The organism is Aquabacterium sp., assembly GCF_049274795.1.
Classification (GTDB): domain Bacteria; phylum Pseudomonadota; class Gammaproteobacteria; order Burkholderiales; family Burkholderiaceae_C; genus Aquabacterium.
In genome coordinates this window covers 102142-121372 of record NZ_JBASTH010000028.1, presented here as the reverse complement: position 1 = coordinate 121372, position 19231 = coordinate 102142, and the positions used below count along the sequence as shown (strand labels likewise).

16 protein-coding genes are annotated in these 19231 nt (G+C 67.2%); 6 read left to right on the top strand and 10 right to left on the bottom strand.

Features of this window, described 5'->3' with window-relative positions; all coding sequences use genetic code 11:
• Window positions 1-11: 11 nt before the first annotated feature.
• Both WAQ08_RS04590 and WAQ08_RS04585 read right to left on the bottom strand, forming a co-directional pair.
• Entirely contained in the window at window positions 12-422 is a 411-nt protein-coding gene (locus WAQ08_RS04590) for a globin family protein (protein ID WP_422189453.1), read from the bottom strand.
• A 119-nt stretch (window positions 423-541) separates the two neighbouring features.
• Entirely contained in the window at window positions 542-1414 is an 873-nt protein-coding gene (locus WAQ08_RS04585; protein WP_422189452.1) for a hypothetical protein, read from the bottom strand.
• Between the two features lie 237 nt (window positions 1415-1651).
• On the opposite strand from WAQ08_RS04585, the gene WAQ08_RS04580 reads away from it, so the two are divergent.
• The 5 genes from WAQ08_RS04580 (at window position 1652) to WAQ08_RS04560 (ending at window position 11674) form a co-directional block, all read left to right on the top strand.
• The gene (locus WAQ08_RS04580) at window positions 1652-5161 is read left to right on the top strand and encodes a DUF2126 domain-containing protein (protein ID WP_422189451.1); all 3510 of its coding nucleotides are present in this window, start codon (window positions 1652-1654) and stop codon (window positions 5159-5161) included.
• Window positions 5162-5237: 76 nt separating this feature from the next.
• Complete coding sequence (locus WAQ08_RS04575; RefSeq protein WP_422189450.1) at window positions 5238-7835, top strand: circularly permuted type 2 ATP-grasp protein; 2598 nt, start codon at window positions 5238-5240, stop codon at window positions 7833-7835.
• On the top strand, window positions 7832-8857 hold the full coding sequence (locus tag WAQ08_RS04570; RefSeq protein ID WP_422189449.1) for a transglutaminase family protein: 1026 nt from the start codon (window positions 7832-7834) through the stop codon (window positions 8855-8857). The genes WAQ08_RS04575 and WAQ08_RS04570 overlap by 4 nt, the downstream gene beginning before the upstream one ends.
• Window positions 8858-9149: 292 nt before the next feature.
• Window positions 9150-10583, top strand: coding sequence for a circularly permuted type 2 ATP-grasp protein (locus tag WAQ08_RS04565; RefSeq protein WP_422189448.1), 1434 nt, complete (start codon window positions 9150-9152; stop codon window positions 10581-10583).
• Window positions 10584-10711: 128 nt separating this feature from the next.
• Complete coding sequence (locus WAQ08_RS04560) at window positions 10712-11674, top strand: alpha-E domain-containing protein (RefSeq protein WP_422189466.1); 963 nt, start codon at window positions 10712-10714, stop codon at window positions 11672-11674.
• A 37-nt stretch (window positions 11675-11711) separates the two neighbouring features.
• Here the strand turns inward: WAQ08_RS04560 and WAQ08_RS04555 are convergent, their stop codons facing one another.
• The 7 genes from WAQ08_RS04555 to argA form a co-directional block, all read right to left on the bottom strand.
• The gene (locus WAQ08_RS04555) at window positions 11712-12116 is read right to left on the bottom strand and encodes a hypothetical protein (RefSeq protein ID WP_422189447.1); all 405 of its coding nucleotides are present in this window, start codon (window positions 12114-12116) and stop codon (window positions 11712-11714) included.
• Window positions 12117-12212: 96 nt separating this feature from the next.
• Window positions 12213-13376, bottom strand: a complete 1164-nt coding sequence (locus WAQ08_RS04550; protein ID WP_422189446.1) for an SGNH/GDSL hydrolase family protein — start codon at window positions 13374-13376, stop codon at window positions 12213-12215.
• A gap of 147 nt (window positions 13377-13523) precedes the next feature.
• Complete coding sequence (locus tag WAQ08_RS04545; RefSeq protein WP_422189445.1) at window positions 13524-14177, bottom strand: DUF599 domain-containing protein; 654 nt, start codon at window positions 14175-14177, stop codon at window positions 13524-13526.
• Entirely contained in the window at window positions 14174-14614 is a 441-nt protein-coding gene (locus WAQ08_RS04540) for a DUF6691 family protein (protein WP_422189444.1), read from the bottom strand. Before WAQ08_RS04540 ends, WAQ08_RS04545 begins: the two co-directional genes overlap by 4 nt.
• A 16-nt stretch (window positions 14615-14630) precedes the next feature.
• A complete protein-coding gene (locus WAQ08_RS04535) occupies window positions 14631-15095 on the bottom strand; it encodes a YeeE/YedE family protein (RefSeq protein ID WP_422189465.1) in 465 nt (154 codons plus the stop codon).
• 104 nt (window positions 15096-15199) lie between these two features.
• Complete coding sequence (locus WAQ08_RS04530) at window positions 15200-15472, bottom strand: oxidative damage protection protein (RefSeq protein WP_125241751.1); 273 nt, start codon at window positions 15470-15472, stop codon at window positions 15200-15202.
• A gap of 45 nt (window positions 15473-15517) precedes the next feature.
• On the bottom strand, window positions 15518-16900 hold the full coding sequence (gene argA / locus WAQ08_RS04525) for an amino-acid N-acetyltransferase (RefSeq protein ID WP_422189443.1): 1383 nt from the start codon (window positions 16898-16900) through the stop codon (window positions 15518-15520).
• A gap of 375 nt (window positions 16901-17275) precedes the next feature.
• Between argA and WAQ08_RS04520 the strand changes: the two genes are divergently transcribed.
• Window positions 17276-17980 (top strand): hypothetical protein, encoded by a 705-nt coding sequence (locus WAQ08_RS04520; protein WP_422189442.1) that lies wholly within the window; start codon window positions 17276-17278, stop codon window positions 17978-17980.
• On the opposite strand, the gene WAQ08_RS04515 is transcribed toward WAQ08_RS04520, so the two are convergent.
• Window positions 17942-19048 (bottom strand): diguanylate cyclase, encoded by a 1107-nt coding sequence (locus WAQ08_RS04515; protein WP_422189441.1) that lies wholly within the window; start codon window positions 19046-19048, stop codon window positions 17942-17944. The two genes, WAQ08_RS04520 and WAQ08_RS04515, sit on opposite strands and share 39 nt — an antisense overlap.
• Between the last annotated feature and the right edge of the window lie 183 nt (window positions 19049-19231).

Here is a 19231-nt window from a genome sequence, read left to right as displayed (position 1 = left end):
ACGCCAGCTCATCAAGGCGCCTTGGCCGCATCCTTCATCACCTGCGCCATCACGCCGTAGACCTCGCTCCAGGCGGCTTTCACCGCTGGCGTGAACCCGGCGCCCAGGCCCTGGTCCAGGGTCTGCAGCAGGGCGCCGCCCACGGTGTCGTAGTGGGCGTCCTGCACACCGTAGCCTGCATGGCGCTTGCCCAGGCCTTGCAGGATGGGCGCCAAGGTGCCCAGGTCATCGAGCTTGCCCACCGCCGCGCCAATCATTTGCATCAGCTTGGCGCCCTGGGCTTCCATGTTGCCCTTGAACAGCGGCTTGAGCGATGGGTCGGCGGTGAACAGGTTCTGGTAGAACAGGGCGGCGGCCTGCGGGGCGATCGCGGCCACCTGGGTCCAGGATTGCTGGACCAGGGGGATGGTGTCGGGGGACATGGCTATCTCTCTGGAAGTGGAGGTGGAGATGCCGGAGGGCATCGCAACAAATGTGCCCTGGCCCCCAGCCCTATTGCCATCGTCGACTCCGACGGATATGTGCCCTCGATCAGCTTCCATCAGCCCCGGATCAGGCGGGCGGCGTGCGGCAGTGAGCGTGCCTCGGGCACCCAGTGGTCCAGCACCGCTCCCAGGGCGACGGACAGCACCAGCACGGCCAGGCCGCCGCGCCAGGTGTGGCGCAGGGCGCTGCCCAGCCAATCCTCCGCGTAGCCCTTGTAGGCCACGGAGCCGGCCAGGGAGGCCAGGCCCAGCTCCACCGCCACGGCCAGCAGCACCTCCACGCCGAAGAGCATGAACACGCCCGCGCCCAGCAAGGCCCCCAGCAGCGCCACGATGGCCACTAGCACGGCCAGGGGCACCACGACCACCGCGCCTTCATCCAGATCGCCCAGGTTGCCCAGCCCATCCAGCATCGAGCCGGCGCCATCGCTCAGTGCACCCAGCCCATCGGAGGTGCCTGGGGTATCCCAACTGCCCTGGGCGCCGCCCCCGGCGAAATCACCACCGCCGCCGCTCCTGAAGGGCAAGTCGCGGGGCAAGCCGCCGGACGACGAGCCCCCTGGGCTGCTGGGCAGGTCCAGGTTGGACACGTCCAGCCCGTCGAGCGGCGAGTCGCGCCGGGCCAGGGCGCCGCCCCACCAGCGCAGCAGCAACAGGTACACGCCATAGGCCACCGGACAGGCCAGGCCGTAGCGCAGGGCCAGGGATTCCACCCCGGCGCGCATCAGCATGGCCGAGCACAGCCACAGTGCGCCCAGCGTGAGCAGCGCGATCATGGCCACGTGCAACCGGAGCCAGTAGCGCTCGCGCAGGTTCTGCCGCAACTGCTCGCGTGTCAGGTGCTGGCCTCGGGCCCGGCCGCGGCCACGCAGACCCCGGGCGGGCTCGGTCCAGGTGCCGTGGGGGCGGTTCGTTGTGGGTCCAGGCATGGGCCGATGTCTCCGTGTTTTGAAGTCGATGATGCCCCATGTCGATCAGGGCGCTCATCACCTGTCAAGTGCCCTGTGCAATACACCGGGCCGGCGAGGGCGCACGCTGGTCAGCGTCACGGGTGGCGGCTACCCTCGCAGGGATCCCATCCCGATGCACCATCTTGGCCCACAACTTGCTGCGGTTTCCACCAACGAAAAAATCCCTATCGGCCTAGACTGAACCCGGAGTCCCGTGTGTCCATCCACGTCGCCCTGAATCACGTCACCCATTACACCTATGACCGGCTGGTGAGCCTCTCGCCCCAGGTCGTCCGGCTGAGGCCCGCGCCCCATTGCCGCACCCGCATCCTGTCGTACTCGCTCAAGGTCGAGCCGGCGAACCACTTCATCAACTGCCAGCAGGATCCGTTCTCGAACCACCTGGCTCGCCTCGTCTTCCCGGACCAGACGCGTGAGTTCAAGATCACGGTGGACGTGGTGGCCGAGATGGCCGTCTACAACCCCTTCGACTTCTTCCTGGAGCCGGAGGCCGAGAACTACCCCTTCGCCTACGACGAGCCGACCAAGCGCGACCTGGCGCCCTACCTGGCCCTGGGCGAGCTGACGCCGGCCTTCAAGGCCTTCGTCGACAGCATCGACCGCAAGGAGGTGCGCACCATCGACTTCCTGGTGGGCCTGAACCAGCGTCTGCAGCAGGACATCGCCTACACGATCCGCATGGAGCCGGGCGTGCAGACGCCGGAGCAGACGCTCAAGCTCAAGCTGGGCTCGTGCCGCGACACCGGCTGGCTGCTGGTGCAGACCCTGCGCCACCTGGGCCTGGCCGCACGCTTCGTCTCCGGCTACCTGATCCAGCTCAAGGCCGACGTGGCCGCGCTGGACGGCCCTTCGGGCACCGAGGTGGATTTCACCGACCTGCACGCCTGGTGCGAGGTCTTCCTGCCAGGTGCCGGCTGGATCGGGCTGGACCCGACCTCGGGCCTGATGGCTGGCGAAGGCCACATCCCCGTGGCCTGCACGCCCGAGCCCACCAGCGCGGCGCCCGTGTCAGGTGCGGTCGATGAGTGCGAGGTCGAGTTCGCCCACCACATGGCGATCACCCGCATCTATGAATCGCCCCGTGTCACCAAGCCCTATACCGACGGCCAGTGGGAGGCCATCGACGCGCTCGGCCATGAGGTCGATGCGCAACTGAAGCAGGGCGATGTGCGCCTGACCATGGGCGGCGAGCCCACCTTCGTCTCCGTGGACGACCGCGACGGCGCCGAATGGAATACCGATGCCCTGGGCCCCACCAAGCGCGGCCTGGCCACGGCCCTGGTGCACAAGCTGCGCGCGCGCTATGGCGAGGGTGGCTTCCTGCACTTCGGTCAGGGTAAGTGGTACCCGGGCGAGCAGTTGCCGCGCTGGGCCCTGTCCATCTACTGGCGTCGTGATGGCCAGCCCTGCTGGAGCGACCCCAGCCTGTTCGCTGATGAGCGCAACTCGCTGCACTACGACAGCGACGATGCCAAGCGCTTCATCGAACTGCTGTCCAACAAGCTGGGCGTGGGCCCGCAGCACGTGCAGCCGGGTTATGAAGACGTCTGGTACTACCTGTGGCGCGAGCGCCGCCTGCCAGTCAACGTCGATCCGCTGGATTCGCGCCTGGACGATGAGCTGGAGCGCGTGCGCCTGCGCCGCGTCTTCGATCAGGGCCTGGACCACGTCACCGGCTACGCGCTGCCGCTCAAGCGCGATTGGTCCGTGGGCCTGGCCGGCCCGACCTGGGTGACCGGCCCGTGGTTCTTCCGTGACGAGCGCATGTACCTGTTCCCCGGCGATTCGCCCATGGGCTACCGCCTGCCGCTGGATTCGCTGCCCTGGGTGACCAAGGGCGACTATCCCTACATGCACGAGCACGATCCCTTCGCGCCCAAGCAGGCCTTGCCCACGGCCGCGGCCTTGCGGGCGCAATACGCGGGCCGCAGTTCCGCAGGCCATGCCGCGCCGGGTGAGTTTGGTGAGGTGCCTGGCCATGCAGGGGCAGGCGAGGGCGCCAGCGGGTTCGCCGGCACCAATGCGGGCGATCTGTCGGTCAGCGCCGGGCCCGACGGCCCGTCCACGCCAGACCTGGCTGACCCCAGCACCCACCCCAACCGTTTCCAATCAGCCCACTGGATCACGCGTTCGGCCCTGGTGGTCGAGGCGCGCAACCCGGACCGCGCCAGCGGCCCCAAGGTCGAGACCAACGGCAAGGGCGGCGGCGTGCTCTACGTGTTCATGCCGCCCCTGAACAAGCTGGACGACTACCTGGACCTGCTGACCGCCGTCGAAGCCACGGCCGCCGAGCTGGCCGTGCAGATCGTGCTGGAGGGCTACCCGCCACCGCGCGATCCGCGCCTCAAGCTGTTGCAGGTCACGCCTGATCCGGGCGTCATCGAAGTCAACATCCACCCGGCCACGGACTGGAGCGAACTGGTCGACCACACCGAGTTCCTCTACCAAGCCGCGCACGAGACGCGCCTGTCCACCGAGAAGTTCATGGTCGATGGGCGCCATACCGGCACAGGCGGCGGCAACCACTTCGTGCTGGGTGGCGCCACGCCGGGCGACAGCCCCTTCCTGCGCAAGCCTACGCTGCTGTCCAGCCTGCTGACCTTCTGGCACAACCACCCGTCGCTGTCCTACCTGTTCTCGGGCCTGTTCATCGGGCCCACCAGCCAGGCGCCGCGCATCGACGAGGCCCGCAACGACCAGGTCTACGAGATCGAGATCGCCTTCAAGGAGATCGAACGGCAGATCGGCCTGTGGGGCGAATGCCCGCCGTGGATGATCGACCGCACGCTGCGCAACCTGCTGATCGATGCCACCGGCAACACCCACCGCAGCGAGTTCTGCATCGACAAGCTCTACTCGCCCGACGGCCCCACCGGCCGCCTGGGCCTGCTGGAGCTGCGCGCTTTCGAGATGCCGCCGCATTCGAAGATGAGCCTGGTGCAGCAGTTGCTGCTGCGCGCGCTGGTGGCCTGGTTCTGGCGCGAGCCCTATCAAGGCCACGGCGCCAGGCGCCTCACGCGCTGGCATACCGGCCTGCACGACCGCTTCATGCTGCCCAGTTTCGTGGAGCAGGACTTCGCCGACGTGCTGACCGAGTTGGGCCAGGCCGGCTTCGCCTTCGACCCCGAATGGTTCGCGCCGCACTTCGAGTTCCGCTTCCCGTATGTGGGCGAGGTGTCCGTGGCGGGTGTACGCATGACGCTGCGCAGCGCGCTCGAGCCCTGGCACGTGATGGGCGAGGAAGGCTCGCCTGGCGGCACCGTGCGCTTCGTCGATTCGTCGCTGGAGCGGCTGGAGCTGCGTGCCACGGGCCTCAATGGCAACCGCCATGTGGTGACGGTGAACGGCCAGGCGCTGCCGCTGCACCCCACGGGCCGTGTTGGCGAGTTCGTGGCCGGCGTGCGCTACCGCGCCTGGCAGCCGCCCTCGTGCCTGCACCCCACCATCGGTGTCGATGCGCCACTCACCTTCGACCTGGTCGACACCTGGCTCAAGCGCTCGCTGGGGGGCTGCCAGTACCACGTGGCGCACCCGGGTGGCCGCAATTACGACACCTTCCCCGTCAACAGCTACGAAGCCGAAAGCCGCCGCCTGGCCCGCTTCTTCCGCCTGGGCCATACGCCGGGGCAGATGAGCATCCAGGTGCCCGAACCCGGCATCGAGCATCCGCTGACCCTGGATCTGCGCAAGGCCAAGCAGGCCTGATCCGACAAGAAGTGCAGGAAACCCGAGAAAACATCCTCCTCCGCCCCACGCCGCATCCCGGACAATCAGGGTCACCATGACCATATCCCTGCCCCTGTTCGACGCCGATGCCCTGCCCGATGCCTCCCAGGCGGCCGCTGAACTGCTGGCCCGCGCGCGGAGCGTGGAGGCCGGGTATTACGATGAGCTGCGCGGTGACGACGGCAAGCTGAGGCCTGCCTGGCAGGCTTTTGCGGAGTACCTGGGTGGCTCGGTGGACGACCTCAGCCGCCGCCAGGGCGTGCTGGCTCAGCAGATCCTGGAAGACGGCATCACCTACAACGTCTACAGCGCACCGGGCGGCAACAGCCGGCCCTGGTCGCTGGAGGTGTTGCCCATGCTGCTGGGCCCGCAGGATTGGGCCAGCATCGAGCGCGGGGTGTCGCAGCGCGCGCACTTGCTCAACCAGGTGCTGCTCGATGTCTATGGCGAGCAGCGCCTGCTCAAGGATGCGCTGTTGCCCTCGGCGCTGGTGCTGGGTCATCCCGGCTATCTGCGTGGGCTGCAGGGGGTAAGGCCCCCTGGGGATGTCTACCTGCACGTGATGGCCTTCGACCTGATGCGCGGCGATGACGGCAACTGGTGGGTGGTGTCGCAGCGCACCCAGGCGCCTTCCGGCCTGGGCTACGTGATGCAGAACCGTCTGATCGTGTCGCGCCTCTACCCGGAGGCCTACCGCGCGATGAGCGTGCAGCACCTGGCCAGCGGCTACCGCCGCCTGGTGGACACGCTGCAGACCCTGGCCGAACCGTGCGCCGGTGACGAGGCGCCGCGCCTGGCCCTGTGGACGCCCGGCCCCTACAACGAGACCTATTTCGAGCACGCCTACCTGGCGCGCTACCTGGGCCTGCCGCTGGTCGAAGGCGGCGACCTGATCGTGCGTGACGAGCGCGTCTACCTCAAGACCGTGCAGGGTCTGGAGCCGCTGCACGGCCTGCTGCGCCGTGTGGACGACGATTTCTGTGATCCGCTGGAGCTGCGTCCGGACTCCACCCTGGGCGTGCCGGGCCTGCTGCAGGCCGTGCGCGCGGGCAATGTGGTGGTGGCCAATGCACTGGGCACCGGTTTCCTGGAGTCCCCCGCCATCCACGGCTTCCTGCCGGCCTTGTCCAAGGCTGTGCTGGGCGAGGATCTGGCATTGCCTTCGCTGCCCACCTGGTGGTGCGGCGAGGCCGCCGCCCTGGCGGCCGTGACGCCGGAGCTGTCCAGCAAGGTGGTGCGCCCCACCTACCCGAACATCGTCATGAATGACCAGGGCGCCGGCCCCCGCCAGGGGCTGGACGCTGTCCTGGGCCCGGCCTTGTCGCCCACCGGCCTGCAGGGCCTGCGCGACCGCATCGAGCGTGATCCATCGGCCTACACGGCGCAGAGCTTCGTGTCCTACTCGCAGACGCCGGTGTGGTCGCAGGGGCAGTGCGTGCTGCGCGGCACCTCACTGCGTGTCTATGCCCTGGCCGATGGTCTGGGGGGCTGGCAGGTGCTGCCCGGCGGCATGACCCGCATTGCCTCGCGTGAGGCGGGCTATGTGTCCATGCAGCTGGGCGGCAGCAGCCTGGACACCTGGGTGCTCACCGAAGAGCCAGTGGACACCTTCTCGATGCTGCCGCATCCGCTCAAGGCCGAGGACGTGGTCCAGCGCCAGCGCCCCGTGGCCAGCCGCACCGGCGAGAACCTGTTCTGGATGGGCCGCTACACCGAGCGCGCCGAACAGCAGTTGCGTCTGGTGCAGGCCCTGGTCAACCTGCTGGGTGATGACGACACGCCCGATGCCGGCGTGCTCGAAGCCATGTCGGCTTTGGCGGCCAGCACGGGCCTGGTGCCGCCGGGCACGCCCAGCCTGCTGCAATCGCCGCGTGTGTTCGAGCGCGCCGCCATGGAGGCCCTGGCCGATCCGCTGGCCAAGCAGGGGGCCTACAGCCTGGCCTTCAACCTGGGCTCGCTGGCGCGCACGGCCCACACCCTGCGCGACCGCCTGTCATCCGACCACGACCGCCTGCTGCGCACCCTGGCGCCTGATTTCAGCCTGCGCCTGCGCCGTGGCGAAGAGCCCGCGCGCGAGCTGGTCGAGGCCCGCGAAGCGCTTGACCACCTGGGCATGCAACTGGCCGCCGTCACCGGCGCGCAGACCGACCGCATGACCCGCGACGCCGGCTGGCGCCTGCTCACGGTGGGGCGCCTGGTCGAGCGCCTGGGCGCCTACGCCGGCATGCTGCAGGCCTTTGTCCAGCAGGGCGCCGTGCACAGCCCGCAGGGCTTCGACATGCTCTTGATGCTGTTCGACAGCACCATCACCTTCCGCGCGCGCTTCCAGCGCCGGCTGGAATGGCCGGCCCTGGTGGGCACCATCGTGATGGACGAGACCAACCCGCGCGCCATGGGCTGCGTGCTGCGGCGCCTGCGCAACGAGCTGGTCAAGCTGCCCGACCGCTCCAGCCCGCTGACCGGCCTGCTCGATCTGTTGCCCGTCGAGGGCGTGGGCCTGAACCTGGCCGACATGGCCACGCCTGGCGCCGGCGAGGCCGCGGTGGAGGCCCTGGCGCAGCGCCTGATGGAGGCCAGCTGGCGCCTGTCCGACGAGCTGGGCCTGCGCTACTTCGCCCATGCCGAACCCTCTGCCCAGACGATGAGCGCATGACCTTGCCCAGCCCCGACGAGGCCATTGCCGCCACCGAGGCCACGGCCGATGCATTGCGCGACGCCGTCGCCCGCCGAGCGGCTACCCCCGAACCCAGCGCCCGCCTGAGCGTCGAGCACGAGACCCGCTACGAGTACGCCTACCCGGTCGAGATGGCGCACCATGTCGCCTGCCTGCGCCCCCTGACCGACGACGCGCAGCACCTGCGGGTCTTCGAGATGAGCGTGTCGCCGCAGCCCACGCAGCACAGCACCCGCCGCGATGCCTTCGGCAACAGCCGCGCCTATTTCTCTCTGAACACGCCCCACAGCGAGTTGCTGGTCAAGGCCCGCAGCGAGGTCGAGATCTGGCATCGCTACCAGGGCCTGCAGCCCGAGCAGAGCCTGCACATCGCCCAGGTGCGTGAACGCCTGATCTACCGCGCCCATGCGCCTTTCGAGCCAGCGGCCGAGTTCAGTTACGCCTCGCCCTACGTACCCCTGCACGATGTACTGCGGGCCTACGCGCGCGAATCGCTGCACCCCTCGCGCCCCATCGCGCAGGGCGCCATCGAGCTGATGCACCGCATCCACCGCGATTTCCGCTATGCGCCGGCCAGCACCGACATCTCCACCCCGGTGCTGGAGGTGTTCAACCGTCGCGAAGGCGTCTGCCAGGATTTCGCGCACCTGATGCTGGCCTGCCTGCGGGCCTGCGGCCTCGCCGCGCGCTACACCAGCGGCTACCTGCTCACGCAACCGCCACCGGGCCAGCCCCGCCTGCTGGGCGCCGATGCCTCGCATGCCTGGGTCAGCGTCTGGTGCCCGGGCCTGAACGCCCCGCGCGCTGGCGAATGGCTGGGCCTGGATCCGACCAACGACTGCCTGCCGGGCCTGAACCACGTGCGCGTGGCCTACGGGCGGGATTTCGGTGACGTGACCCCCCTGCGCGGTGTGATCCGGGGTGGGGGAGAACACACGCTGTCGGTGCGCGTCACCACCTTGCCACTGGGCGAGACCCCGGCCGCTGCCGATGCCCCCTGATGGGGCGCTGCGCCAACACAGTTCACCATGTGGCGTGAGTGCCGCCACCACATGCACCAACAACGTGTGTCAGCGAAGCCCGACAGTCCAAACGGAATCCCCTGGCTGATCCAAAGATACATTTTTGGTGCAATCGGTAAATTGGATGACAAGTGCGCACCGTTTTGAGACATTTGAGTCGTCGGGCGGTGGGTATGCGCCAAGTCATCCTGCCGGGCCTGATCGCCTGGCATAGTCCCTGCTAATACAGGCTTGTCAGCGTTTTTTGGACATCCCCACAAGGGACCAGCCGATGCGATTCTTCGACGAAATGAACGCCACCAGCGACCAGGTGCGCGACCACTACAGGGTGTACGACTGCTGGCTCGGACGCCAGCCCCGGGAGATGATGCAATCCCGGCGCGAAGAAGCCGAGACCATCTTCCGGCGCGTGGGCATCACCTTCGCGGTGTATGGCGACAAGGACGAAACCGGTGCCGGTACCGAGCGCCTGATCCCGTTCGATCTGATCCCGCGCATCATCCCCGCCAACGAATGGCGCGAGATGGAAAAGGGCCTGCGCCAGCGCGTCACCGCCCTCAACCGCTTCCTCGAGGATGTGTACCACGGCCAGGAGATCCTCAAGGCCGGCGTCGTGCCTGCAGAGCCGGTGCTCAACAACGCCCAGTTCCGCCAGGAGATGGTGGACCTGAAGGTGCCTGGCGGCATCTACTCCATCATCGCCGGCATCGACATGGTCCGCGCCTGTAACCCCGATGGCAGCGGCACCTACTACGTGCTGGAAGACAACCTGCGCGTGCCCAGCGGCGTGAGCTACATGCTCGAGAACCGCAAGATGATGATGCGGCTCTTCCCGGACCTGTTCGCCGAGCACCGCGTCGCGCCCGTCGCCCACTATCCTGACCTGCTGCTCGACACCCTGCGCGCCATGGCGCCGGCCTCTGTCAACGAGCCCACGGCCGTGGTGCTCACGCCGGGCATGTACAACTCAGCCTACTTCGAGCACGCCTTCCTGGCGCAGCAGATGGGCATCGAGCTGGTCGAAGGGCAGGATCTCTTCGTCAAGGATGATTTTGTTTACATGCGCACCACGCGCGGCCCGGTGCGGGTGGACGTGATCTACCGCCGCCTGGACGACGACTTCATGGACCCGGAGGTCTTCCGCAAGGACTCGACCCTGGGCGTGGCTGGCCTGCTGCGTGCCTACCGCGCCGGCAACGTCACCCTGGCCAACGCCTTCGGCACAGGCATCGCCGACGACAAGTCCATCTACCCCTACGTGCCCAAGATGATCGAGTTCTATCTGGGCGAGAAGCCGATCCTGCAGAACGTGCCCACCTACGTGTGCCGCGAGAAGGACGACCTCAAGTACACGCTGGACAACCTGGCCGATCTGGTTGTCAAGGAAGTGCATGGCGCCGGTGGCTACGGGATGCTGGTGGGCCCGGCCTCGACCAAGGCCGAGGTGGAGGATTTCCGCAAGGCCCTGATCGCCAACCCGAGCAACTACATCGCCCAGCCGACCCTGTCGCTGTCGACATGCCCGACCTTCGTCGAGAGCGGCATCGCCCCGCGCCACATTGATCTGCGGCCCTTCGTGCTCTCGGGCAAAGAGGTGCAGATGGTGCCCGGTGGGCTGACCCGCGTGGCCCTCAAGGAAGGCTCGCTGGTGGTCAACAGCTCGCAGGGCGGGGGCACCAAGGACACCTGGGTGCTGGAGGCCTGACCGGCCATGTGAAAGGGAGAAGGCCCATGCTGAACGAACGCATCGAGAAACGCCTGCCGCCCCACCTCGTCCACCACGAACACGAGACGCTGCCCCGTGCGGGCGGCACCCTGCTGGAGATCAAACCCATGCTGTCGCGTACCGCTGACCACCTCTACTGGATGGCCCGCTACATGGAGCGGGCCGAGAACACCGCGCGTCTGCTGGACGTGAACTACCAGTCCGCCTTCTTGCCGCAGGCGCCGGAAACTGCGCTCAATGGTTGGAAAGGCTTGCTGAGCATCAGCGAACTGACCGCTGACTATGCCAAGCGCTACGACGAGCTCACGCCCAAGCACGTGATGACCTTCATGGTGAGCGACGCCAGCAACCCGTCGAGCATCCTGAACTGCCTGCGCGCGGCCCGCGAGAACGCCCGTGCCGTGCGCGGCGCCCTGACCACCGAGGTGTGGGAGACCACCAACCAGACCTGGCTGGAGTTCAACCGTCTGCTCAAGGACAACGCGCTGGCCAAAGATCCGGGCGAACTGTTCGAGTGGGTGAAGTTCCGATCGCACCTGTCGCGTGGCGTGACCCTGGGCACCATGCTGCAGGACGAGTCCTTTCACTTCCAGCGCTGCGGCACCTTCCTGGAGCGTGCCGACAACACCGCGCGCCTGCTGGATGTGAAGTTCCACGCCCGCAACACCGAGTTCTTCGGGCCCTCCGTGGGCAACGAGAGCAAGGAAGTCGATTTTTACCACTGGTCCTCGCTGCTGCGCAGCGTGTCGGCCTTCGAGGTCTACCGCAAGGTCTACCGCAACGTGATCCGGCCCGAGAAGGTGGCCGAACTGTTGATCCTGCGCGCCGAGATGCCGCGCTCGCTGGTGTTCTGCGTGGACGAGGTGGTCAACAACCTGCGCGCCGTGGCCAACGACCACAGCCACGAGACGCTGCGCAAGGCCGGCCGTCTGCGCGCCGACCTGCAGTTCAGCCGCATCGACGAAATCCTGGCCACCGGCCTGCACGCCTACCTCACGCAGTTCCTGGACCGCGTGGGTGACCTGGGCTTCGGCATCAGCCGTGACTTCCTGATGCCGGCCAAGGCCTGAGGCCGGGCGTGGTGACTTGGCTGGTCGGCCTCGCTGATCAGCCGCCAGTGGCTGGCGCTGTGTAATCCACGTAGGCGCCACCGATCGGGTCATAGCGGCGCAGCTTGGCGCCATCTTGCTGCACCTCGAAGCGGTCCAGCACGGGGCCGGTGCCCGGGTCACCCGGGCAGGTGCCGCCGTGCTTCTCGCGCACGGCGATCTCGAAGCGCGCATCCAGGCGCTGCTCCACCTCGAAGGACAGGCACTCGCCCTGGCGCGAGGCCGGGTACAGGCCATCGGCCAGCACCCGCTTGGCCAGCAGGTCCACGGCCTGGTCCTCGGTCATGTCGCGCTGGCTGCAGCCGGTGAACAAACCGCTGAGGGCAACGGCCACCGACACCGCGATGGCGGTCAGCAGCGGCAGGGCCATGGGCAGGCGCGAGGGGCTGAGCTTGGGTGTCATGTCAACCCAGTGTGCGACAGCCTGCATGTCCTGGCAAACCAGGGCAAATGCTCCCCTTGGGCGCCTGTGGGCTCGGCCCTGTGCGCGCCCTGTTGTTTACTTCGAGGGCAGCGCCGTGGCCACCACGGCCTCGGCGAAGGCCGTGCCGATCACGATGGAGCCAGCCTCCGTCGGGTGGTTGGTGTCCCAGAACAGGTACTGCTTCGGGTCGGCGCACACGGCGCCCGGCAGACCCATGAACTTCGGGGTGTAGCAGGGCTCGGTCACGTTGTAGCCCTCGGCCGCGGCCTGGGCCATGCGCTGCTGCGAGTAGGTGAAGGTGTCGAAGGTGCGCACCTTGGCCTCGGGGTATTGCTTGGCGAAGGCCTTGAGCATGGCCGTGAGTGCTTGGGCGAACTCGGCGCTGCGCTTCTTGGAATCCGTCATGTAGGTGCGCTGCAGCTTCACGTGTTCCCTGGCCGAGGGCGTGATGCTCAGGTCGGGCATCAAAGGAACGAAAAAGTGGCGTGCCCCCCGCTTGTACAGCGCGGTCATGGCCTGCTTGACGTTGGCTGTCACCGTCACGGCGGTGGACGACAGGTAGATGTTGTTGCCCCAGTAGAAGTCGTCCGGGCCGGTCCAGATCACATACAGGGCCTGGGCATCGGCCTTCTTGCTGCTGCCGCCCAGGTTGGCCAGGTAGTCATCGACCTGCTTGAGCAGGCCGTGCTCCATGGCGAAGAAAGGCAGCAGGCTGCCGCGCCCCGATTGCGCGCCACCGAAGGCGTAGTTCAGGAAGGGCAGGTTCAGCGCGTTGCTCATGGCTTCGACCACCACTTGGCCATCCGAGAAGCGGCCGCGGTCGTTGGGGGCCGTGGGCAGGCCAATGCCACCGAGCTTGCGCGTCACCTCGAACATGTTGCCGGTATCGCTCATGCTGTCGCCGAAGGAAATGGCTTGGCTGTAGCTGGTGGGGTAGGTCACGGCCGGCGGGTTGGGCGGCGTGGCCACCGGCTTGAGCGTGGGCGCCTTGTTGATGGCCAGTTGCCGTGTGGCCTCGGCATAGGGCGACATGTAGGGCGCGCCCAGGTCGATCAGGGCTTTCCAGGTCTTGGGGCCGGCGATGGCCACGGTGTAGACCAGTTCGGGCTGGATGAGCACATCACCGGCGGTGAACAGGCCGAAGGCCAGCGGGTCGGCGGTGAGCGCGTGCGCGCTGGGCAGGGCGCTCAAGGCGCCCAGGCTCAGGGCCACGGGGGCGAGAAGACGGCGAAAGGACATGCGGGCTCCGGGGTGACGCTAACGGCAATCGATGCCATATAAGGTAACGATCAGCGTGCCACGCCGGTGCTTGCATGTCTGCCTCAATGGGCGACAACCGAGGGTTACACCCCTCGCTCATCCATGGGGGCCGATAGATGTCTTGGCTTAGAACTGGGCGAACCGGTCGAAGCCCACCAGCACCGCCACCAGCACGAGCGCGGCCACCGGGCCGGCCAACGGGTGGGCGATGCCCGCCACCAGGGGCGCCACCATCAGCAGGCCGCGCAACCCCCAGCTGTAGAGCACGCCGGCGCGGCGAAGGTAGGTCACGCCGGTGTCCTGCCAGCGCGCACGTTCGGCCGAGCCCACGGGCAGCGAGCCGATGAAGCTGCTGTGGTTGTAGTAGCGCACGGCCATGGTCGAGCATGCCAGTGCCGCGAACAAGGTGCCCATCAGGGCCAGCTCCAGCATCAGCCTGGGTGTGAAGGCGAAGGGCTCGCCCGGAATGTGGTTCAGCGAGGCACTGAGCAAGGGCGCGCCGATCAGGGTGACGGTGCCCATCAGGCCCAGCGCCGCGGTAGAAGCCGTGAGCGTGGATGACATCAGCGAATTGCGGATGGTCTGCACGGCCAGGATCTCGGAGCCATGTTGCGTAGACAGCGCATGCAGCCACTCGGCTCGCAGCTTGGCGTGGGCCGCGCGTGACAGGGTGTCGGGCGTGCTGCGCCCGGGCAGCCATTGCAGCGCCTCGTAGGCCATCACGATCACGAGGGTGCCCGCGGCGGCCAGCCAGGCCCACAGGGGAGCGGTGCTGCTCATGCGCGGCGCTCCAGCACTTCGAAGATCACCATGCCGCCCAGCATGCCCAGGCCGAACACCAAGGCCTGGTCCAGCCCCATGCCCAGCGCGACCAGGGCGGGCCCCGGGCAGAAGCCGGCCAGCCCCCAGCCGATGCCGAAGAGCAGGGCGCCGCCCAGCAGGCGCTGGTCGATGCGGGTGCTGGTGGGCAATTGCATCGGCTCGCCAGTGAGCAAGGCCTGCTGCCTGCGGCGCGCCAGCGTGAAGGCGGGCAGGGCCACCGCGATGGCCCCCCCCATCACGAAAGCCAGGGAGGGATCCCAGGCGCCTGCCAGATCCAGAAAGCCCAGCACCTTGGCCGGATCGGCCATGCCTGAGATCAGCAGGCCCAGGCCAAAGACCAGGCCGGCGATCAAGGCCGTGACCATAGGCAGGCGGGCGTGTACGGTGTCGTTCATGGAGAGCCTTGTCGGGTCAGTGCGGGGCGATGAGATGGCGAACCACGTACACCGTGGCAAAACCCGCCGCCATGAACACCAGCGTGGCGGCCAGCGAGCGGGGTGACAGGCGCGACAGGCCGCACACGCCGTGGCCGCTGGTGCAGCCGGCGCCGTAACGCGTGCCCAGTCCCACCAGCAAGCCTGCGGCCACCAGCAGACCTTCACTGGCCTCGATGCGCACCGTCGGCAGGGTGCTCACGGGAGCGTACAGCCAGGGCGCCGCGATCAATCCGACGAGGAAGGCTGCGCGCCAGCCGATCTCGCCAGGTGTGGGCCGAAGCAGCCCGCCCAGGATCCCGCTGATGCCCGCGATGCGTCCATTGAGCAGGATCAGCAGCGAGGCCGCCAGGCCGATGAGGGCGCCGCCGGCCAGGGCGGACCAGGGTGTGAAGTGGGCCCAGTCGATGGTGATAGGCATGGTGTGCAAAGGCGTGTGCAGGGCGCTCGCGGTTGTTCTGACGAGACTGTATCGCCAAAGAAAAACCGCCCCCTTCGCAACGAAGGCAGGGCGGTCTTGGCGGAGGGCTGTGGATCAGTGATCGCTCATGCCGACGGGGGCACGTAGCCCTGCACCTGGTCACCACCGCCGCCAAAGAAGAACTGCTCCATCTGACGGGCCAGGTACTGGCGGGCACGGGCGTCAGCCAGGTTCAGGCGGTTCTCATTGACCAGCATGGTCTGGTGCTTCATCCACAGCTGCCAGGCTTCCTTGCTGATCTCGTTGTAGATGCGTTTGCCCAGCTCACCGGGGTAGGGGGCGAAGTCCAGGCCCTCGGCTTCCTTGTTCAGGTGCTTGCATTGGATGGTGCGTGCCATGTTCTCGTCTCGTTCGGGAAATCGTTCGGGGAAAGGGTAAGGGGGTTACTTCAGGTTCTTGACCAGCACCTGCGAGCGCCGGTCCCACTTGTAGTTGCGCTTGCGGGCCTCGGGCAGCCAGTTCGGGTCCACCGGCGAGAAACCCCGCTTGTTGAACCAGTGCATGGTGCGCGTGGTCAGCACGAAGATGGATTGCAGGCCCATGGCCCGCGCGCGCTGCTCGATGCGCTTCAAGATGCGCTCGCCATCGCCCTGGCCCTGCACGTGCGGCGACACGGTCAGCGCGGCCATCTCGGCCGTGCCGGCCTCGGGGTAGGGGTACAAGGCCGCACAGCCGAAGATCACGCCATCGTGTTCGATCACGGTGTACTGCGACACGTCGCGCTCGATCTCGGTGCGGCTGCGCTTGACCAGCGTGCCGTCCTGCTCGAAGGGCTCGATCAGCTGCAGGATGCCGCCGACGTCGTCCGGGCTGGCCTCGCGCAGGCTCTCGAGCTTTTCGTCGACGATCATGGTGCCCACGCCATCGTGCGTGAACACCTCCATCAGCAAGGCGCCATCGACCTTGTACGGGATGATGTGCACGCGCTCCACACCGCCTTCGCTGGCTTTCACCGCGTGCTGCAGGTAGAACGCCGTGTCGGTGGGCTGCAGCGGGTTGGGCAGGGCGGCCAGCAGGCGCTTGGCGTCCAGCAAGGCCAGTTCCTGGTCGATCTCGGCATCCGGGTCGTGCTGGGCGGCTTCGAGCTCCACAGCGCGCTGAGGCTCCTGCACGATGCCCTGCAGGATGCCGCGCACCTCGGTCACGAAGATCAGCTTGTCGGCCTGCAGCGCGATGGCGGCGCTGGTGGCCACGTCTTCCATGCTGAGGTTGAAGGCCTCGCCAGTGTGCGAGAAGCCGAAGGGCGAGAGCATCACCATGGCGCCGGCGTCGATCGCGCGGCGCACGGCCACGGCGTCGATCTTGCGGACCAGGCCGGTATGGATGAAGTCCACGCCATCGACGATGCCCACGGGCCTTGCGGTGACGAAGTTGCCCGAGATCACGCTGATCGATGCGCCGGCCATCGCCGTGTTGGGCAGCCCTTGCGAGAAGGCCGCCTCGATCTCGTAGCGCAGCTGGCCGGCGGCCTCCTGAGCGCAGTCCAGCGCGACCGAATCGGTGATGCGCATGCCATGGCTGAAGTGCGATTCATGGCCCTTGGCGCGCAACTGTTCTTCCAACTGGGGCCTGAAGCCATGCGCCAGCACCAGGCGGATGCCCATGGCCTGCATCAGGGCCAAGTCCTGCACGAAGCTGGGCAACTTGCCGGCGGCGATCAGCTCGCCCGACAGGCCGACGACGAAGGTCTTGCCCCGGTGGGCGTGGATGTGCGGCGCCACGGCGCGGAACCAGGGCACGAAGGTATGGGGAAAGACCAGGTCCATGGACGGATGGGGAGGGCTTGAGGCTTATTGTCTTGGGGCTTGCAGCGTTCTTCGGCTGTCCAGCTTGCGGAGGGCGGACACGTCGTGAGCGCGATGGCCGTAATGGTACGGGTATTGGCTGTTCCTTGGCGCAGGCTGATCATCGCCCGCCGCCGCAGCAGGGGGGATCAGCGCTTGCGGGAGGTACGGGGTGTGATCGATGGCTTGGCTGTTCTGTCATTCATTTGACATTAATAGATGATAGCGACGTGGGGATTACGGCACAGTCCTGCAATGAACGGCGAGCCGGGGTGATAACGTTCAACCTGAAAGAAAATTGCCTAGGCAATGTTTTGCGCAAGGCCTTCTGTTGTCCCCGAACCGTTTGCTGCAGTCGTGAACACGCACGTCTACTCTTCTTCCCTGGTGCCCTCTCACGCGCGGGCCATGGTCTCTGCCGTGCTCACGGCCACGACGGTGGCGCTGACCATCGCCGTTCTTCTGGTGCTGGCGCCTGGGGCCATCGACACTGGCCATTTGATCGCCTTCATCGAAGAGGACGGCCCGCTCGAAGTGGCGACGGTGGTGGTCTGGATGATCGCGGCGGTCTACCTGCTGCTGCCGGGGCGTCGCCCCCGGCTGACAGCCCTGCCATTTGCGGTGTTCTGCTTTGCCATGGGCATGCGCGAAAACGGCCTGCCGCCCGACCTGGTGCCGCATGGGCGCAGGCTGGTGCAACTGGGCTTTTACCTGCATGGCCCGGAGAGCCTGACCTACCGCATCGTGGCCGGCCTGGTGGTGCTGGCCGCTGCCGTGCACGTGATGATCTTCCTGGCGCGCGAGTTTTTCCAGCGCCGTGGCTGGGTGGAAGCCGATACCGGCATGTTCATTCTGGCGATGGTGGTTCTTGTGATGGCGCAGATTGCCGAGAGCGTCCTGGATCATCCGGCCTGGATGCTGACCTTGTTCCCTGAAGGCTGGAGCGGCCAGCTCAGCCTGGAAAGCCTGGAAGAGGGCTTGGAAGCGGTTGGGGCCTTCTATGTGCTGGTGGCAGCCCACCTGTCACGCCAGCTCGGGCGCGAGCGGCGTCGCTTCGGCTGACGCGCCTGTCGCATCAGGTGCCAGGCACACACGGTCCCGGCCTTCGGCCTTGGCCTGGTACAGGGCCTTGTCGGCCTGGTCGATGGTGTGTTCGATGGCCGCGTTCAGGTGATGCAGCGCCACGCCCGCCGAGAAGGTGATGCGCAGATCCGGCATGCCGGGCGGGTGCGCCTGTTCCGCCAGGCATTGCCGCAGGCGCAGCAGCCCGCTCATGGCCTGCTCTGGGGAAGTCGCCGGCATCATCAAGAGGAACTCTTCGCCGCCCCAACGGGCCAGCACGTCGATCTCCCGCAGGGCCTCACGGGCTTTGCGGGCGAAATGGCGCAAGGCCTCGTCACCGCCCTGGTGGCCATGCAGATCGTTGATGCGCTTGAAGTGGTCCAGATCCAGCAGGGCCACGCACAACGGATGGCCCAGGCGGCGGTGGCGCTTGACCTCTTCGGCCAGCAGATCCTGCATGTGGCGGCGGTTGGCCAGGCCGGTGAGGGCATCGGTGGTGGCCAGGGCGTGCACGCGTGACAGGGCCTCGGCCAGCTCCACCCGGCTGGCCATCAGCTTCTGGCGGATGTTCGCGCCGATCAGGGCGATGCTGGTGGAGGTGCCCAGGATCAGGGCCACGTAGACCAGTTCCAGCAGGTCGGCAGAAAGGCCGCGCGGCACCTCATCAAAGCGACGCATCAGCAGTACGGCCGCGGTGAGCGCCGCCATGGTGCAGCCGGTGAACACGGCGAACTGCCGGCCGTTGAGGGTGAACTGCCCGAACATGATGATCAGCGGCAGGATGCACAGGATGAAGCCCCGCACATCGTGGTGCGAGAAGGCGTAGACCAGCACCGTCAGCAATGCGCAGTACAGGCCCTGGGCCATGACCATGGACGGCTCCTTGAGCCGCGCCGACCAGCCCGAGCGCGCGAGGGCATAGAACACCGCCGGCCCGAACACCATCCACGGGATGACCCATTGGGCGCCTTGCCGCAGGAGGTCCAGCCCTACAGCCCACTGCAGCAGCAAGGCGTTGCCGAGGTACACCAGGAAGCTCACCAGCATCAGCGCCAGCGGGCGGTGCATGGCCATGTCCTGGCCCAGCAGGATTTTTTTGCAGGATGGAAAGAAATGGGGCATGGCGCGCGTTGGGGGCGATGGCTCTCTGCTTATCGGCCATCAGGCGGCGAACTGGATCGGGCTTGTCCCGCACATGGGCCTGCAACCGGCCTACAACCGGCCTGCATCGTCCGCGCATCGGATAATCGC

Coding starts and splice junctions, on each gene's coding strand:
- WAQ08_RS04590 (WP_422189453.1), bottom strand. CDS start 422: ATGTCCCCCGACACCATCCCCCTGGTCCAGCAATCCTGGACCCAGGTG.
- WAQ08_RS04585 (WP_422189452.1), bottom strand. CDS start 1,414: ATGCCTGGACCCACAACGAACCGCCCCCACGGCACCTGGACCGAGCCC.
- WAQ08_RS04575 (WP_422189450.1), top strand. CDS start 5,238: ATGACCATATCCCTGCCCCTGTTCGACGCCGATGCCCTGCCCGATGCC.
- WAQ08_RS04570 (WP_422189449.1), top strand. CDS start 7,832: ATGACCTTGCCCAGCCCCGACGAGGCCATTGCCGCCACCGAGGCCACG.
- WAQ08_RS04565 (WP_422189448.1), top strand. CDS start 9,150: ATGCGATTCTTCGACGAAATGAACGCCACCAGCGACCAGGTGCGCGAC.
- WAQ08_RS04560 (WP_422189466.1), top strand. CDS start 10,712: ATGCTGTCGCGTACCGCTGACCACCTCTACTGGATGGCCCGCTACATG.
- WAQ08_RS04555 (WP_422189447.1), bottom strand. CDS start 12,116: ATGACACCCAAGCTCAGCCCCTCGCGCCTGCCCATGGCCCTGCCGCTG.
- WAQ08_RS04550 (WP_422189446.1), bottom strand. CDS start 13,376: ATGTCCTTTCGCCGTCTTCTCGCCCCCGTGGCCCTGAGCCTGGGCGCC.
- WAQ08_RS04545 (WP_422189445.1), bottom strand. CDS start 14,177: ATGAGCAGCACCGCTCCCCTGTGGGCCTGGCTGGCCGCCGCGGGCACC.
- WAQ08_RS04540 (WP_422189444.1), bottom strand. CDS start 14,614: ATGAACGACACCGTACACGCCCGCCTGCCTATGGTCACGGCCTTGATC.
- WAQ08_RS04530 (WP_125241751.1), bottom strand. CDS start 15,472: ATGGCACGCACCATCCAATGCAAGCACCTGAACAAGGAAGCCGAGGGC.
- argA (WP_422189443.1), bottom strand. CDS start 16,900: ATGGACCTGGTCTTTCCCCATACCTTCGTGCCCTGGTTCCGCGCCGTG.
- WAQ08_RS04515 (WP_422189441.1), bottom strand. CDS start 19,048: ATGCACCGCCCGCTGGCGCTGATGCTGGTGAGCTTCCTGGTGTACCTC.